13 protein-coding genes are annotated in these 17,327 nt (G+C 43.7%); 4 read left to right on the forward strand and 9 right to left on the reverse strand.

The features are described from left to right. Positions 1-7 precede the first annotated feature (7 nt). From AC4MCD_RS09215 to efp, 4 genes are all read right to left on the reverse strand, one after another. Positions 8-958: an AAA family ATPase gene (locus tag AC4MCD_RS09215; protein WP_491875948.1), complete on the reverse strand. Its 951-nt coding sequence runs from the start codon at positions 956-958 to the stop codon at positions 8-10. Positions 959-1,349: 391 nt separating this feature from the next. After that, a complete protein-coding gene (locus AC4MCD_RS09220) occupies positions 1,350-1,652 on the reverse strand; it encodes a YbdD/YjiX family protein (RefSeq protein ID WP_004782606.1) in 303 nt (100 codons plus the stop codon). Between the two features lie 10 nt (positions 1,653-1,662). Beyond that, a complete protein-coding gene (locus AC4MCD_RS09225) occupies positions 1,663-3,762 on the reverse strand; it encodes a carbon starvation CstA family protein (RefSeq protein WP_034702078.1) in 2,100 nt (699 codons plus the stop codon). A gap of 170 nt (positions 3,763-3,932) precedes the next feature. Beyond that, entirely contained in the window at positions 3,933-4,502 is a 570-nt protein-coding gene (gene efp, locus AC4MCD_RS09230; protein ID WP_004782608.1) for an elongation factor P, read from the reverse strand. 378 nt (positions 4,503-4,880) lie between these two features. Between efp and epmB the strand changes: the two genes are divergently transcribed. From epmB to AC4MCD_RS09245, 3 genes are read left to right on the forward strand one after another with little or no spacing between them, the layout of a single operon-like run. Then, positions 4,881-5,903 (forward strand): EF-P beta-lysylation protein EpmB, encoded by a 1,023-nt coding sequence (gene epmB / locus AC4MCD_RS09235; RefSeq protein ID WP_491875949.1) that lies wholly within the window; start codon positions 4,881-4,883, stop codon positions 5,901-5,903. A 9-nt stretch (positions 5,904-5,912) separates the two neighbouring features. After that, on the forward strand, positions 5,913-7,658 hold the full coding sequence (locus tag AC4MCD_RS09240; protein ID WP_323713972.1) for a cyclic-di-GMP receptor FimW-related protein: 1,746 nt from the start codon (positions 5,913-5,915) through the stop codon (positions 7,656-7,658). Continuing rightward, positions 7,640-9,805: an EAL domain-containing protein gene (locus AC4MCD_RS09245; RefSeq protein WP_491875950.1), complete on the forward strand. Its 2,166-nt coding sequence runs from the start codon at positions 7,640-7,642 to the stop codon at positions 9,803-9,805. The genes AC4MCD_RS09240 and AC4MCD_RS09245 overlap by 19 nt, the downstream gene beginning before the upstream one ends. Before the next feature lie 97 nt (positions 9,806-9,902). Here the strand turns inward: AC4MCD_RS09245 and rpmE are convergent, their stop codons facing one another. From rpmE to AC4MCD_RS09265, 4 genes are all read right to left on the reverse strand, one after another. Continuing rightward, the gene (rpmE, locus tag AC4MCD_RS09250; protein ID WP_004782616.1) at positions 9,903-10,127 is read right to left on the reverse strand and encodes a 50S ribosomal protein L31; all 225 of its coding nucleotides are present in this window, start codon (positions 10,125-10,127) and stop codon (positions 9,903-9,905) included. 203 nt (positions 10,128-10,330) lie between these two features. Next, complete coding sequence (locus tag AC4MCD_RS09255; RefSeq protein WP_166138904.1) at positions 10,331-11,308, reverse strand: bile acid:sodium symporter family protein; 978 nt, start codon at positions 11,306-11,308, stop codon at positions 10,331-10,333. A gap of 145 nt (positions 11,309-11,453) precedes the next feature. Then, positions 11,454-11,855 carry a lactoylglutathione lyase gene (gloA, locus tag AC4MCD_RS09260; RefSeq protein WP_491875951.1) on the reverse strand — a complete coding sequence of 134 codons (402 nt, stop codon included), beginning with the start codon at positions 11,853-11,855 and terminating at the stop codon, positions 11,454-11,456. A gap of 1 nt (position 11,856) precedes the next feature. Further along, complete coding sequence (locus tag AC4MCD_RS09265) at positions 11,857-14,028, reverse strand: AmpG family muropeptide MFS transporter (protein ID WP_491875952.1); 2,172 nt, start codon at positions 14,026-14,028, stop codon at positions 11,857-11,859. Between the two features lie 178 nt (positions 14,029-14,206). Between AC4MCD_RS09265 and AC4MCD_RS09270 the strand changes: the two genes are divergently transcribed. Further along, entirely contained in the window at positions 14,207-16,858 is a 2,652-nt protein-coding gene (locus tag AC4MCD_RS09270) for a Lon protease family protein (RefSeq protein ID WP_491875953.1), read from the forward strand. A gap of 86 nt (positions 16,859-16,944) precedes the next feature. Here AC4MCD_RS09270 and grxD read toward each other — a convergent pair whose 3' ends face one another. After that, complete coding sequence (gene grxD / locus AC4MCD_RS09275) at positions 16,945-17,286, reverse strand: Grx4 family monothiol glutaredoxin (RefSeq protein ID WP_034702064.1); 342 nt, start codon at positions 17,284-17,286, stop codon at positions 16,945-16,947. Positions 17,287-17,327 lie beyond the last annotated feature (41 nt).

The following is a 17,327-nucleotide window of genomic DNA, read 5'->3' on the forward strand; positions in this document are numbered from 1 at the left end:
GACTCCTTTAACTGACTGCAACCTGTTGCATCACATTTAATGTTTCTGCATCGCTCAGCCCCAGACGATGGGCGGCAACTGCCACAAAAACGGCTTGCACATCATCCGGAGTTACAAAGCTACGTTGCTGAATGATGGCATTCGCCTGTGCTGCACGCTTGAGTGCCAGCAAACCTCGTGTTGATAAACCTTGGCGTTTCTTACGGGTTTCTTCCGCAAGATCCAGCATATATTCCTGAACCGCTTCACTAATGAAAATCTGCTGGGTCAATTGCTGTAATTCCAGTACTTCATTTTCGCTAAACACATGTGCCAAGCTGGCGATCAAGGCAAAACGGGATTCCTGCTGTAATAACAGTTTTTCAGCATGACGGGATGGATAACCCAGAGATAGACGCATTAAAAAACGGTCTAGTTGAGATTCAGGTAAGGCATAAGTACCACTTTGAAATAACGGATTCTGGGTCGCGATTACCCAAAATGGCTTAGGCAATGCATAGCGTATCCCATCGACAGTGGCATAGCCTTCTTCCATCGCTTCCAGCAAGGCACTCTGAGTTTTGGGACTGGAACGGTTAATTTCATCTGCCAGCAAAATCTGAGTAAAAATAGGACCCTGTTTAAACTCGAACTGATGTTCTTTCTGGTTAAACATATTGATACCGATGACATCACTGGCCAGCATGTCATTGGTAAACTGAATCCGCTGAAATTTCAGTCCTACGAGATGGGCTAGACTACTTGCCAAAGTGGTCTTCCCTAAACCGGGTAAATCTTCAAACAAGACATGCCCGCCTGCAATCAGACAGCATAGTGCTAATCTGGTCTGTGCATGTTTGTCCAGGACAATGGCATTAATTTCTTGGAAAAACTTTTGAATCTTGGGTGCGTAATCAGCCAGCTTCTGTTCCAGCTCCTCATTGTTGTGCGCAATATTCAGCTTTTCTTTTTGTTTCATGCCCCAGATCACAATATTTTCCCTAATAAAACATGCTGTAGGATTAACATACACTGATTTTTAAAATTCCCCAAAGATCAGTCATCTGCCGACTTTATTTCTGCAGAATAAATTAGGAATTTTAGAAATTTTATATGATTAAATTTCCTATAAGAACCAATTGAAGCTTTAAGATTAAAGTTTAGAAAAGTTGCATTTTGATTGGCATATTTATTAGAAATAACAAGCTATTAAAAACCTTTGAGATTTGAACTTATACCTAAGAGATAAAGACTTTGAAAAATTTAAATTCCCAATGTCAAAATAAATCATAATTTTGTTTTATCTTGTTTGAATCCTAAAATTTGCCCATAAAAAAAGCGCCCCGAAAGGCGCTCATTTTACTCATCCATTAGCATGGACACTTCTTCATATCTCCACCGGCAGATGGATAACGCGAATCTACACAGTGGCGATAAAATGTTTTAGGGTCCATCGCTTCCAGATCAGGATGGTGCTTTTTCATATGCGCCAAATAGGTCTGATAATCAGGCACACCTACCATCAGGCGGAAACTCTGCTGTAAACGCTGCCACAATGTCGCAATCCGTGACCAGTTTTTCGGGTTCAGGATCAGGTCTTTTTGTGACATCACAGTCATCTTGATGATCTTATAAATGACCGCTTTTCCACCTTTAGCAAACTTCAAGTTCATGCGCTGCTCCTTAATGTCCTTTTGCAGGCTGAATTTCTTCAGGATCGCGATACACTGCTTCTGCTTCATTTACGGTTGGTACAGGGCTCGCCAGGGCACGACGGATCACGCCAATTGCAGCAAATAGCATTACAAACGCTACGATCATAAAGAAACCACAAAGTGCTGCGTTGATCTGGTTCGACATTGCGACAGTCTGCATTTCAGCCAGGGTTTTCGCTGGTGCCAGAATTTCATTATTCGCAATTGCCGTATTGAAACGCTCTGCCTGTGCCAAGAAACCGATTTTCGGATTTTCATGGAAAATCTTCTGCCAACCGGCTGTCATTGAAGTAATAAACAGGAATACGGTTGGAACAATTGTTACCCACACATATTTCTCTTTCTTCATCTTGAACAGGATGACTGTACCCAGAATCAATGCCATTGCAGCCAGAATCTGGTTACCAATACCAAACAGTGGCCACAAGCTGTTAATACCGCCTAATGGATCAACAACGCCCTGATAAACGAAGAAACCCCAACCCGCAACAGCAACGGCTGTACCCAGCATATTACCGAAGAAATTATGAGATTGTTTTACCGCAGGAATCACGATACCGACTGTATCCTGAACCATGAAGCGACAAGCACGAGTACCCGCATCTACCGCTGTCAGAATGAATAAGGCTTCAAACAGAATCGCAAAATGGTACCAGAAAGCCATCATTTCACGGCTGTTAAAGATTTCGGTAATGATATGCGCCATACCAATCGCGAAAGTCGGTGCACCACCCGTACGTGACAGAATCGAGTTCTCACCCACTTCCTGAGCCAAGAGAGTCAGCGCTTCAGGCGTTACCACAAAACCAAGATTACGTACTGCTTCAGCCGCAGTATCTACGGTTGTCCCTAGTAGTGCCGCTGGTGAGTTAATCGCGAAGTACACACCTGGATCAAGAATCGCGGCACAGATCAAAGCCATAATCGCAACAAATGATTCCATCAACATACCGCCATAACCGATTATCCGGATATCGCGTTCGTTGTTAACCAGTTTCGGTGTTGTCCCTGAAGAAACCAGTGCGTGGAAACCAGAAATCGCACCGCAGGCAATGGTAATAAACAGGAATGGGAACATTGAACCAGCGAATACTGGGCCTGTACCATCGACAAATTTGGTAATCGCTGGCAATTTCATTTCCGGCATCGCGAACAGAATACCAATCGCCAGACCGGCAATCACACCAATTTTCAGGAAGGTAGATAAATAGTCACGCGGTGCAAGCAATAACCAGACTGGCAAAACCGATGCAATGAAACCGTAAATGATCAGTGCCCAAGTCAGTTCAGTACCTGTTAAGGTAAATAGCTGTCCCCAGTATGGATGCTGTGCAACGTTTTCACCATAGATAATGCCAAGCATCATCAATACGAAACCAATGATCGAAACTTCTGCAATTTTACCCGGACGGATAAATCGCATGTAGATCCCCATGAAGATGGCGATCGGAATCGTAGCTGCAATACTGAATACGCCCCATGGACTGTTAGTCAGTGCTTTAACAACGACTAGCGCCAATACTGCAAGGATGATGATCATTACGCCCAGCGCACCAAGCATCACGATAATGCCAGCAAAGGTACCCAGTTCCTGTTTTGCCATTTCACCCAGTGAACGACCGTCACGACGAGTAGAAATAAACAGTACCAGGAAGTCCTGTACCGCACCTGCCAGTACCACACCGACCAGTAGCCAGATCGTGCCTGGCAGATAACCCATCTGCGCTGCAAGGATTGGACCGACTAAAGGACCCGCACCGGCAATCGCGGCAAAATGGTGACCGAATAACACACTTTTATTGGTCGGCACATAATCCAGACCATCACCCAGACGATGGGCGGGTGTTAAACGGCGTGCATTCAGTTCAAAAACTTTATTGGCAATAAATAAACTGTAGAAACGGTAAGCGATGCTGTACACACAGGCTGCGGCCAGTACCAGCCAGACTGCATTCACATGCTCACCACGACTGAGTGCAAGTATCCCGAAGGAGACTGCCCCGACTATGGCTACCAGGAGCCAGATGATTTTCGAAGTCATGGTTGACTTCTGTTGTAAAGTTTCCATTCAATCCCTCATTTTGTGAAGCATATAAATCAGCGTGATTTTTTTATTCGAGGTACTGCTGTTTTCCCTTGCGACTTTACGCTTGTTCCTTTCGAATTCCTCTAAGACTTTGGCATAAAAAAAGGGATGATTTTAGTCATCCCCTTTGATAATAGTCTATTTTCCAACCATTATGCACGTTCTAAATAGTCACCAGTACGAGTGTCTACACGAACGCTTTCTTCTTGCTGAACGAATAATGGAACACGTACTACTGCACCTGTTTCAAGTTTCGCTGGTTTACCGCCACCACCAGAAGTATCGCCACGAACGCCTGGATCAGTTTCAACAATTTTTAATACTACGAAGTTTGGTGGGCTTACTGTTAAAGGTACGCCATTCCATAACATGATAGTACATTTTTCATTTGAATCGTCTTTTAACCATTTTGCAGCATCGCCCATTGCTGTTTTATCAGCAGCGATCTGTTCGAAGGTTACAGGATCCATAAAGTTCCACATTTCGCCATCGTTGTACAAGTATTCCATTTCTACTTCTACGATGTCTGCAGCTTCTAGAGAATCACCAGATTTAAAAGTTTTTTCCAAAACTTTACCACTGCGAAGGTTACGTAATTTAACGCGGTTGAACGCCTGGCCTTTACCTGGTTTAACGTATTCGTTTTCCATGATTGAACATGGGTTACCATCAAGCATAACCTTCAGGCCAGACTTGAAATCGTTCGTAGAATAATAGGCCATGATTGGCTCACTCCAAACTTACTAACTTTAAGCTATTGATGCTATGGGCTGTTGCAATGTCATTTAGCAAGTCTGACACGAACATGAGTTGCCACATGCACATTCATTTAATGTTGCGTATTCTAAATGAGCAATACACCAAGCCGCAACGAAAAAATCGGTTTTAACTTGCTGACACTGCTTAACTTAGCATCAGCTATTCCAATACTGGTGCACAACCAGTCTTCTAAGCACATAAATGTCTCTATGCTTTTGCATACCATAGCAAACTGATCGTGTTTAGAGAAATTTTAGCCAGCTTTCACATTCCCATCTGTAGACAAACTGCTAAACTGCGCACTTCTGGCTATCGCCTTCATCTTTTTTTGATCTTCCGGCATGACACAGTATTTATATCAAGAAGCAAATTGGCAATCGCAACTGAGTGATCTGATCACTGATCCACAAGAACTACTACAGATTTTACAGCTTTCTCCAGATCAGCTGTTATCTGGTGCTCTGCTGGCCTCTCAAGCCTTTAAATTACGTGTGCCGCGAGCTTTTGTTTCCAGAATGCAGCCAGGCAATCCTCTAGATCCACTTTTATTACAAGTGTTACCGCATCATCTGGAACTGGAAGATCATCCGGGATTTGTCACCGATCCCCTAGGTGAAGAACAGGCCAACCAGCAGCCTGGTGTTCTACATAAATATAAGTCACGTTTTCTACTGACCTTGACTGGTGCCTGTGCAGTCCACTGTCGTTACTGTTTCCGACGCCATTTCCCCTATCAGGAAAACCTGCCTAAAAATGAGGACTGGATCAATATCAAAAATTACTTGGAAAGCCAGCCGAATATTAATGAAGTAATTCTAAGCGGCGGCGATCCACTGACCTTATCTAACCGAAAATTAAAAACCTGGATTGAACGACTAGAATCGGTACCACATCTCAAATTTTTAAGAATACATTCACGAGTTCCTATTGTGATCCCAAATCGGATCGACGAAGAGCTACTAAGCATGTTAAAAAACAGTAGGCTACGTATTATTCTAGTGGTACACTCGAACCATGCATCAGAGCTGGATGACCTGACCTGTAAGCAGCTTAATCAGCTGGTTCAGCATCAGATCACGGTACTCAATCAGGCAGTTTTATTAAAAGGGGTTAATGATTCTGCTCAAGTTTTGATTGATTTAAGCTATCGCTTGTTTGATGCTGGCGTGATGCCCTATTATTTACATGTACTTGATAAAGTAAAAGGTGCGCATCATTTTGATTTACTTGCTGAGCACATCAATGAGATTTATACAGAAGTTTTAGCGAACCTACCGGGGTATCTGGTTCCTAAACTAGTTCGAGAAATAGCGGGCGAGAAGAATAAGACACCGCTTTTTGGGGTTTCAACATTTTTGAGTTAAATAATAAAGATGAGTAAGCATACTGCAGACATTTTTCAGACAACGGCTGAACTCACCATAGAACAGCTAAGTTTTTGTCCCACAAATGCCAAAGCATTGCAGGAATGGGTCGCAGGAATTTCAATCCTGCAATTGGGGAATTCATCCAAGTCTCTGTTCAGTGCTTTACTGGAAATTTCCGAACTGAAATGTGCGGAAACCTTGCGTTTTGACCTGATTCAGGTATTGCACCCTACCCTTGAAAATGTTTTGGCCAGTCTTGAGAAACATTTCGTCAATCAGGGTCTGATCACGACGGATCGCAATGACCAGATTATTGAACTGGCCATGCTGTTACGCAGCTATTTTGCCAAGATCTATATAGATATTGCCAAACGCTGTAATCATCAGCTGAATCATCAAAAGTTTTCACTATTTTCCCTGGGCAAAAAGAAAAGCCTGCAAAGTGCCCGGATGGTGTCCATCTACTATGGCCTGCAACAGTTAAGCCTGCTGCTCTATCAACAGCATATGCTGTATAGCACACCTGGCGCCGGTCAGTGGTTGGCAGCACATCAGTTGCTTGAATGTGCGATGGAAAATAATTTCTATCAGACCAACATCAATCAGGTTCTTGGCACCCAGCACGAAATCCAGAATATTGCCCAAGCCTATGCACGACTGATTTTGCTGGATATTTTCAATACCCATCAGATCCGTCCAGCTGAAATTCAGGGTTTATATTTATGCAGTGCGGACTGGGCAAAACTGGTTCAGATTCTGCCAAAAGAAACCACACTGTCACGTTATGTGGTCGATGCCAGCAAAGATCATCCGCCTTTACTAAATTCTCATCAGGGTCAGCATTTCCAGCCGAGCTTCTATATTTCGACACAAAACCTGATGGAACACCTGACCGGTACGCAAAGCAAAAATGCCCAGTATCTGTCACGTAATGAAAAACTGTTCCTGACACCTGCTCTGCATTTTCATATCTATAACCTGCTTTCGAATAATGTCGAACGCCGTCATGAACGTTATGAATATTCCGCACAGATCAATATCTGCTTTGGCTTAACGGTGGCGCATTTTTATCTGTCTAAGGGTAAAAACTTTAATGAAACGCTGGAACTGGAAGGTAATTATGGTTTCCAGAGCGAAAGCAGTTTTGTCAGCTCAATGCATAATGCCGTTCCAAGCGGATTCAGCAGTATCAAGGCGCTCGATCGCGAAGCCAAACAGATTCATACCGCTGAAGTTCTCGATATCAGTGTCAATGGTTACCGGATTAAATGGTCAGGTATCACGCCTGCCAATCTGAAAACTGGTGAATTTATTCTGGTTCAGGAAAAATCTCAAAGCCAGTGGCGTGGCGGAGTCATTCGCTGGATCAAACAGTCAGCAGATAAAAGCCTGGAAATTGGCCTGGAAATTCTGGCACAGGAACTGTTCCCTTGCGCAGTTTATGCCCGTACCGACAAACACAGTATCAATTATCAGCCAGCTATTCTGGTACAGATGACCCAGCTCGATCAGGTCTCAACCAGTATTATTGTCTCTGGCTCACAAATGTTTAGGGAAAAACAAACCATTCATTTACGACTTGGCCAAAAAGAACTCAGAATCTACCTGACCAAGGCACAGCTCATTACACAAAGTTTTATCCGTTTCGACTATGAATTATTAAATGATCAAGAAGAAGATGTCATCGAAAACTTTATACATAAGCAATTGAATGAAACTAGAAATCACGATTTATGGGAAGCATTGAAGTGAGAAATCCATTATTGTCTAAAAAGTTAAAACGTACTGAAATACGTTTACTGATCATTGATGATAATCAAATTAGATATAACCAAATCCGTGATCTCTTAACCAGCAATGAATATCAGGTCGATGCCGTTCTGCTTGATGATCTGCAATCTTTTGAAAAACAGTTAAACTTTAACTGGGACCTGATTATTTTTGGTCGTGCTTATGATCTGAAATATGAACAGGCCTTAAGTCTGGTTCAACTTTCGCAGCAACCTGATCTTCCTATTCTTTTGTTAAAGCCGGAAGATTATCAGGCTGAACAATATGCCCAATATATCCGTAAAGGCATTTTTGACATTCTGAATCTGGATTATCCAGACCGCTTCTTCCTGAATCTGGTACGTGCCCTTTCCTTTAGCCGTACCATACAAGCCCAGCGCCATTTAATGGAAGAACTGGAAACTGCACAAAGCCAGGCACAGTCACTGGTAGAAGACAGTAACCGTGCAGTCGCAACCATTCAGGAAGGCATCCATATTCAGGCTAATGCCGATTATCTCAAACTGTTTGGGCTCAAAAGTGAGGACGAGATTATCGGTCTGCCGCTTTTAGACCTGTTACAGCCCCAAGATTTAAATGATTTTAAATCCCGCTTTAAAAAGATTTCTCAGGGTCAGTTTGATTTAGGCCGTTTTGATATTACTTCTTCGAATCCAAATGTTGCTGCTGGCAATCCATTAAAACTGGAATTTCTGGCCTCTAGTGCTGAAGAAGATGCACTACAAATTACGATTGATACAGCGACTAATCAGGCGAGTGCCTCTTCTGAAAAAGTTGCAAACAAGCCAAGTACCTTACAGTCACTTAAGCGTGAACTCAATCGTGAACCGGCGAAAGCCAATGCATTGATCACCTTCTCCTTTGCTGCGTATGAGCCGCAAGTCCTGAATGGTGATTGGGCGACCTATATAGGTTACTTCCATGAAATTGAGAAATTCCTGAAAGAGCAGGTTCGTATTCCGCTCTTCAAACTGGAACATGATGTTCTGGTGGGGATCATTCAGGCAGATGCGCAAGACATTCTGGAATCCAAACTGGTCGGACTAGGTTCATTGACCAAACCACAGCTTATTACAGTGAATCAGCAAACTTATCCGCTCAATCTACGCATCGGTTATACCCTGCTTGACGGTGAGTTGCGTGATGAAAGCCATTGTAATGAATTAGTCGGTCGGGCCTTCTCTACTCCTTTACCACAAGCACAAAAAACGTCTGAATTTGTTCTGGATATTCCTGCAACGACTCAGGAATCGATTTCAATGCCGAGCATTGACTTCACGGTTTCAGAACCCGTTATTCCAGCGTCTGAGTCCATACCGGTCAGTCCGGCAGTCAGCACTGTACCACTCACAACCTCTCCAGTATTAAAAGCACTGCGTGAATGTCTGGAACGTGGTGAAATTCATCTGAAATATCAACAGCTCTATGATAAAGAAGATACCAACCTCTACATGTATGAGGTGACTAGTGGCTTTATCTTTGAAAATAAATGGCAGGATATTTCTTCCTTGATGGAACTCAATGAAGATGATGAATTGTCTATTAAACTCGATCGCTGGATTCTGGTTGAATCAAGCAAGCAGTTGCATAACTTCATTACCCAGTATCCGGATGCCCGTTTAATCGTCAATCTGAACCGTGCGGTACTATTCAAAGACCGTACTTTCCCTGAGTTTATATCCAAACTGATTACGATTATTCGCAGTAAAGTCGAGCATCCTTTAACTTTACAGTTCTCTGAAGAAGATATCCTGATGAACCAGCAGGATGCACAGAAATATCTACGTACTTTACGTGAACATGGCGCGCGGATTGCGATTCGTAACTTTGGTCACTCAATGTATAGTGAAACCCTGCTACGTGAGTTCGATATCAATGGTCTGAGCCTGGATAGCAAACTGACCAAGATGCTGAACAATGATGCTGAAATTGAACAGTTACAGGAAAAAATCACGACGTACAATGAAATCAAACCAGTGAATATCATGATTCGTGAACTGAATGACATGACCTTATTTGCGAATGCCTGGAACGTGGATGCCCGCTTTATTCAGGGTGATTATTTCCAGAAAAAACTGGATCATCTGATTGATGTACAAGACCACTAAGGTCTTGTACTCGCCTTTCAATCTAGAAACGTGAAATGATTTTCTAAATTGCAGGCACAAAAAAACGGGCATAAAGCCCGTTTTTTCATTTTGGGTATTAACGTTTAACAGAACGTGACATACCAGCAAAACGTTGTTTGAACTTGTCGATACGGCCGCCAGTGTCAACGTTCTTTTGCTTACCAGTGTAGAATGGGTGGCAAGCTGAGCATACGTCTAGGTAAAGAGTTTCTTTACCAACAGCTGAACGAGTTTCGATTACGTTACCACATGAACAAGTAGCAACTAGTTTTTCGTATTTTGGGTGAATATCGGCGCGCATCGTCGATTACTCCATTAAGATGAAAGAAGGTTTTGCTGTCATCGCAATTGATCACTCTCAAGTATTGAGGAAGGGCCAGAATCAGGATTCAGGCAGATCAACACCACAACAGACCATTCTTTTGGCCCACCGAGACGGATACCGTCAGAGCTAAGCACAACAAGTTGGGCGGTATTATACGGCAAACAAATACAATAAGCGAATTATTCTTCTGTATGTACCGCCTGTTTGGCCCAGAGATTCGCAATCACACCACAGGCCATGAGCTGGATTTGATGGAAAATCATAATCGGTAAAACGATCATGCCAAGTGGCTGACCAATAAACAGAATCTGTGCCATCGGTACACCACTGGCGAGTGTTTTTTTGGAACCACAAAAGAATACCGTTTTCTGGTCGGCACGATTAAAGCCCAGCCAGCGTGGAATAAATAGCGACAACAGCATCACAATGGTCAATAAAACCGAACATGCCAGCAGCAGCAAGAGCAAAGTACTTAAGCTGACTTCACGCCAAAGCCCAGCCACCACCGCGCTGCTAAATGCTCCATAAACCACCATCAGAATTGAGCCCTGATCGAATACCTTGACGATCTTGGGCATTTTCTGCATTTTTGGGAAAATCCAGGGACGCAGTAACTGACCTAAAATAAAAGGCACCAATAACAGCAGCGTAATCTGTAGAATCGATGCTGTCGGATCAAAGCCATGCTGAGATTTCCCAAGGATAAAGAATGCCACCAGCATCGGTGTAATAAACATCCCGATAATATTGGAAAATGAAGCACTACAGATCGCACCGGCAATATTCCCTTGAGCCACTGAGGTAAAGGCGATCGAAGACTGTACGGTTGATGGCAGGAAGCACATAAACAGGAATCCCCAATATAATTCCTGCCCCAACATTGGCAATAATATTGGTTTTGCCAGCAAGCCTAAAATTGGAAAGAGTGCAAAGGTCAAGGCAAAGACCAAAGTGTGTAATTTCCAGTGCATCAAGCCTTCAATTACGGCTTCACGCGAAAGCTTGGCACCATGCAGGAAAAACAGGATCGCAATGGCTGCTGTCGTAATCCAGCTAAAGACTTCAGCTGCCTGCCCTGACACTGGCAATACACTGGCCAGTAACACCATAACAAAGAGCAAGATCGTAAAGCGGTCCAATGCCAGCAGTTTAAGCATCTGATGTCCTTCCCTCAAAATTTTATTATTCGATAAAAAAATACCCGGCTATCTTAACAGATGCCGGGTCCATGTTATGCATTCAGATTGATGTAATATTTTCATCCATACATGAATACATTTCACATATATCGCTCTATAACACTTAGTTATTACGTGCGTTGTTGTCTTGCTGGATTAGCTCGATTTTGTAGCCGTCTGGATCTTCTACAAATGCAATGACAGTCACACCGCCTTTCATTGGGCCAGCTTCACGAACAACATTGCCACCACGTGCCTTGATTTCTTCACATGCTTTATAAGCATCATCTACCGCAATCGCAATATGACCGTAGCCATTGCCTAGGTCATATCTTTCTGTATCCCAGTTATGGGTCAGTTCAAGCACAGTGTGATTTTCCTCATCGCCATAACCCACAAAAGCCAAGGTAAAACGACCTTCTTCATAATCACGCTTACGAAGTAAAGTCATACCAAGAACTTCAGTATAGAACTTGAGTGATTGTTCCAGATTGCCTACACGTAACATGGTATGCAGCATGCGCATATTAATCATCCTTATTTACAGATTGTTTTTGGTGTTCACCGAGCAATTTTGCCACCCAAACGACCAGAATCAGGATTGGAATCCCGATTAAAGTGGTCATCAGGAAGAAATTCGGATAACCGATATTGGTCACTATAGTACCCGAATATCCACCTAAAATCTTAGGAGTCAAGGTCATGAGTGAGCTAAAAATAGCATACTGAACAGCGGTAAAGGACACACTGGTCAGACTGGACAGGAAGGCAATAAAAGCAGCGCCTGCGAGACCTGCGGCCAGATTATCGACAATAATTGCAAAATATAGCCACCATGAACTATACGGTTTAATCACCTTACCTTGAATTTCAACATTCTCGCCTGTTCCAATTGTAATCGGCTGAATATCAATATCCATCGGATTGGCCTGAGTCTGCGACAAGTCCACAGCATATGAGTGCTGCTGGGTAACCATCGGTTGCTCCTGTTGCATTAAGCTTGCATTGATTTGCTTCATAGGTGCCGTAATCAGTTTCTCGGCAGGAATAGCAGCACTAAAGACACGCCCTTCATCCAGCTTGGCATCGAATTTATCGCCATTCAGCTCTAATACAATTTTTTGCTCTGCAGTTAAATCCGGCCCTAGATACTGACCGCGAACCACGATGCTATTTTCCTGTTCATTGGCACTGATCAGGTTATCTGTGGTAACAGGCAAAAGCTGTAATTGTGCTGCTTTCGAAGCATTCTGTTGCAAATAAGGCAGGTTAACTTGTACTGCATCTGCCGGATGATTCAGATAATGTGCACGGACCTGAATCTGTTCGGCCTCTTTGAAGGCGGTAGTGGGTACATTCAGTTTCCAGTAACCGACTTCATCTGTATCTGCCTGAAAGGTTTGCTGGCCTACCTGAACTTCGACCTGTCCCAGCTTTTCACCAGACTTTACTAAGCCAATAAAAATCAGATTGGTTGAACAGGCCAAAATCGCGCCTACAAACATCAGTTTCATGATGTTCATTTTCTGAGCCAGCAAGCCACCTAAAAAACCACCAAGCAGGGAGAAAATTACCCCATACACTTTCACGGCTTCAGCAATCTGCTCCTTGCTGAAATTCAGATCCTGATAGAACACATTGGAAATCACACCGGCAATAATATCGGAGACCCGATAAAAACCGATCAACAATAACAACACTAAAGCCAGCTTTAAGCCATAGCGATCAAAGAAATCTGCTACGGGATTCACCCAGGTCTCGAATGCCATCTGTTTATTCACAGCACCCATTTTGACCAGAATCGTACCCACACCGAAAGCGACAGCACCTGAACCGATAAAGCGTAAAGCCTCAAAACAGAACAAGGCAAAAGTATCCTGAATCGCCCATTGTTCAGTGATACTCGATACCAAGTCACCGGAATAGACATAACTCAGAACAAAGCTGATAATTGCCACAAAAAACACGCCGACGAGACGGAAATAATCACTGCGCTGATAATCTTTACGTACTCGATCCACTTGAGGCTCACGGATGACCAATGTGGTGATAATCCCAACCAGCATAACCGCCGCCATCGCCAGATAAGTCCATTTCCAGGCATCATAGATATAGTTGCCTTTGGCTGTACCTAAATATGCCGCCAGAAACAGAGCTCCAGCGCCAGCCACAATCATCCCGATCCGGTAACCCGCATTATAGGTCGATGCCAGTACGGTCTGCATCTGGGTTTCGGCCAGCTCAATACGGTAAGCGTCAATGACAATATCCTGCGTTGCCGCCGAAAACCCAAGCAAGACTGCACCCAATGCCATCTGCTGTAAATGTGCCTGCCCCAATGCCGGATCTGAAAAAGCCATAATTGAAATTGCAGTCACGATTAGAATCTGGGCAATCAGCAGCCAGGCGCGCCGGCGACCCAAAGCTTTGGTCAGAAACGGGACAGGTAATTCATCGATCAGTGGCGCCCAGACGAACTTGAATGAATAGCCCAGTGCAGCCCAGCTGAAAAAAGTCACCGCACTTTTACTGATTCCGGCTTCACCGAGCCATAAAGACAAACTGGAAAAGATCAAAAGAATCGGGACACCGGCTGAAAATCCGAGAAACAGCATGATCAGGGCACGTCGATCCAGAAATGCTGTAAATGCGGATTTCCAACCCGTCGTTTGTGTTGTCATTGCCTTGTTATTTTCCACGAAAACCAATTGCTGCTATTCAATCCTTTAATAACGTATCTTTCAACAAAATTTATATATTTCTCGCATGCCCGATTTTTTATTTTGTGGCAAAACTGACATGTTGGCTTGAATTTTTCAAGTAAATCTGTATACCTTAAACCTTATCCACGTCATATTTCGTTTTGGACTTTCAACAGTGACTCAGAGACTCGATCAAATTCATTCTTCAATTTCAAGTAATACAACTATATCTCAACAAAACATCAGCTCCGACCTACTTATCTCAGCCTTTGAACAAAGCGAAATTACACCAACCCTTGAAAAGACATGCCTGAAACCGGCACAACTGACGCGTATTGCCGATCCGGATAAAATCCCGGCATCGACCAAGCGAATCAAGCCTTTAAATAATTTTCTAGGCCAGGATCGTGCCCGTGCTTCGGTTGAAGCCGGTATTGCCCTGCCATATTCAGGCTATAACATCTTTGCCGTGGGTACTGCCGGACTCGGCAAACGCACCATGGTGAAGCGTTTGCTACAGCAACATGCCAAAACCATGCAAACACCAAATGACTGGGTTTATGTCAATAATTTTCAGAATCCTCGTCAGCCTATCGCACTGGAATTTCCAGCCGGTCAGGGGCCTAAGTTTCAGGCGATGCTGCACCAAAGCTGGCAATCCATTCTAAAACAGCTGGAGCGCCGTTTCACTGCGGAAAGCTATCACAACCGAATTGAAATGATTCGCCAGGAAACGGGTGATGAACAGCAACTCGCTCTGATCGAACTGACCCGTGAAGGTGAAGAACTCGACCTGAAACTGATTTCTCGTAATGATGAACATTGTTTTGTGCCAATTCATCTAAAAGATGACAAAGTACAGGAAATGTCTCAGGAAGATCTGAATGCTTTAAGCAATAAAGATCGTGCCGAAATCGCCTCTAACATGCGTTACATGGACAAGAAACTGGAACGCCTGGGACTTCATTTGGGTGATCTGGAAGACGATGCGCGTGACCGTGTTCAAGTATTGAATCGTGATATTGCCAAACAGGTAGTCATGCCACGCGTTGAGCAGATGCTGACTAAATTCAAGCATGTCGATGGTCTGGAACACTATCTGAAGCAATATGCCGAAGACATTATTAATAATGTCGAAATTGTACTGGAACAGGAAGAAGATGATTTTACCCCTGCCCAGTTTAGCCGCGTACCAGCGCGCTTCCAGGCCAATGTAATTGTCACCCATAAGCCAAATAGCGGTGCACCCGTTATTTTTGAAGATTTCCCGACGCATTACAATCTATTGGGTCATGTGGAACAGTTGACCCAAAATGGTACGATTACCACAGATTTCACGCTGATCCGTCCCGGCTCCTTACATAATGCCAATGGCGGTTTCCTGATGCTTGAAGCAGAGCAGCTATTGGAACAGCCATATGCATGGCAAGGTCTGAAACGTGCCTTGAAATCTGGGCATCTAAAGCTTTCTTCTCTGGAACATATGCTGACTCTCACCGGTAGTATTTCCATTGAACCGGCTTCTATTCCGCTGAATATCAAAGTGGTGCTGCTGGCAGAGCCAGAAATTTATTATGAAATTCTGGAACTTGAACCAGAACTAGGCAGTATCTTTAAAATCCGTGCCGATTTTACCGACACCCTGCAACGTAATGATGAAAATGAGCAAGCCTATATGCAGCTGATTGCTGACTATGTGCAATCAGATAAATTATTACCTTTTGACCGTTCTGCATTATCTGCCCTGCTGACCGACTCAAGCCGTCAGGCTGAAGATCAGAGTTCCTTGTCACTACATGCATTAACGCTAGGCGACCTGATTCGTGAAGCGCATCATCATGCATTCGAAGCGGGTGATAAAATGGTGTCAGAGAAGCATATCAATACCGCACTGGATCATCGTAAATACCGCTTAGGCTATTTACGTGAGCTATTCTGGCAGGATCTGACGCGTGGTACTCAACTGATTGAAACTCGCGGTCATCGTCTAGGCCAAATCAATGCGCTGTCTGTGATTCATTATGCAGATGTTGAATTTGGTCTGCCTTCACGCTTAACTGCTTCTGTATATCAGGGTGGTGGCGATATTCTGGATATTGAACGTAGCGTAGAACTTGGCGGCTCTTTACATGCCAAAGGCGTGTTACTGATGGCCTCTTTCCTGAAAGCCCATTTTGGTCGTGAACAGACTCTGCACTTCTCTGCCGCTTTGGCTTTCGAACAAAGTTATGGTCAGGTGGATGGTGACAGCGCGACAGTGGCTGAACTTTCAGCGCTTATTTCTGCGATTAGCCAGTTACCGATCGACCAGTCCTGGGCAATTACTGGTTCCATGAACCAACTCGGTCAGGTACAACCGATTGGTGGAGTTAATGCGAAAATTGAAGGTTTCTTCGATGCCTGTAAGTTGCAAGGCCTGACAGGTAAACAGGGTGTGATTATTCCACGACAAAACATGCAGCATCTGATGTTACGCAAAGATGTCATTGCTGCAGTCGAAGAAGGTCAGTTCCATATTCATGCCATTGATAATATCGCGCAGGCTTTGGAAATCCTGATGGCACGTCCGGTCGGGACTATGGACAAGAAAGGCCGTTATAGCAAAAACTCGATCTTTGCTGCTGTGATGGAACAACTCGAGTACTGGCAAGCCATTGAAGATGGTGCCGAGTTTGAGGAAGAACCTAAGAAAAAGAAGAAAAAGAAGAAAAAGAAGAAAGATAAGGCGCCTATAAAGGAAGTTCAGACCGATCCAGATACCTTAGCTGAGGCCTTGGTTGCTGAATCAAAAGAACTGGAAAAATCTGAGGATCAGGCAGAAGATTAATTCTGCCCCCCTATCTCACTATTCACCCATAAAAAAAGCGCTTCTTTCGGAAGCGCTTTTTTACATCTATCAGTTTAATCTAAAGATTAAGCTTCAGGTGCTGGGCTGTATTGTTCTACTAAAGGCTGTAACTCACCTTTTTGGAACATTTCTAGCATGATGTCACTACCACCGATCAATTCACCATTGATCCAAAGTTGTGGGAATGTCGGCCAGTTCGCAATTTGTGGCAGAGTTGCACGAATATCTGGGTTTTCCAGAATATTAACATAAGCAAATGGACGACCAATTTGACTGAGTGCTTCTACCGCACGTGCAGAAAAACCACATTGTGGAAATTGTGGTGTGCCTTTCATATAAAGAAGTACTGCGTGCTTGGCAATTTGGTCACGAATTAACGCTTCGGTATCGCGTGCTTGTTCAGTCATTGATAAATCCTCAACTAATCTGTCTCGCATTATACCCAAAA

Source organism: Acinetobacter sp. CAU_H_78 (assembly GCF_058599365.1).

Bases quoted from the DNA above. Each gene is read 5' to 3' on its own strand.
- AC4MCD_RS09225 (WP_034702078.1), bottom strand. From the start codon at position 3,762: ATGGAAACTTTACAACAGAAGTCAACCATGACTTCGAAAATCATCTGG.
- AC4MCD_RS09215 (WP_491875948.1), bottom strand. From the start codon at position 958: ATGAAACAAAAAGAAAAGCTGAATATTGCGCACAACAATGAGGAGCTG.
- AC4MCD_RS09240 (WP_323713972.1), top strand. From the start codon at position 5,913: ATGAGTAAGCATACTGCAGACATTTTTCAGACAACGGCTGAACTCACC.
- efp (WP_004782608.1), bottom strand. From the start codon at position 4,502: ATGGCCTATTATTCTACGAACGATTTCAAGTCTGGCCTGAAGGTTATG.
- rpmE (WP_004782616.1), bottom strand. From the start codon at position 10,127: ATGCGCGCCGATATTCACCCAAAATACGAAAAACTAGTTGCTACTTGT.
- AC4MCD_RS09245 (WP_491875950.1), top strand. From the start codon at position 7,640: ATGGGAAGCATTGAAGTGAGAAATCCATTATTGTCTAAAAAGTTAAAA.
- AC4MCD_RS09255 (WP_166138904.1), bottom strand. From the start codon at position 11,308: ATGCTTAAACTGCTGGCATTGGACCGCTTTACGATCTTGCTCTTTGTT.
- gloA (WP_491875951.1), bottom strand. From the start codon at position 11,855: ATGCGCATGCTGCATACCATGTTACGTGTAGGCAATCTGGAACAATCA.
- AC4MCD_RS09220 (WP_004782606.1), bottom strand. From the start codon at position 1,652: ATGAACTTGAAGTTTGCTAAAGGTGGAAAAGCGGTCATTTATAAGATC.
- epmB (WP_491875949.1), top strand. From the start codon at position 4,881: ATGACACAGTATTTATATCAAGAAGCAAATTGGCAATCGCAACTGAGT.
- grxD (WP_034702064.1), bottom strand. From the start codon at position 17,286: ATGACTGAACAAGCACGCGATACCGAAGCGTTAATTCGTGACCAAATT.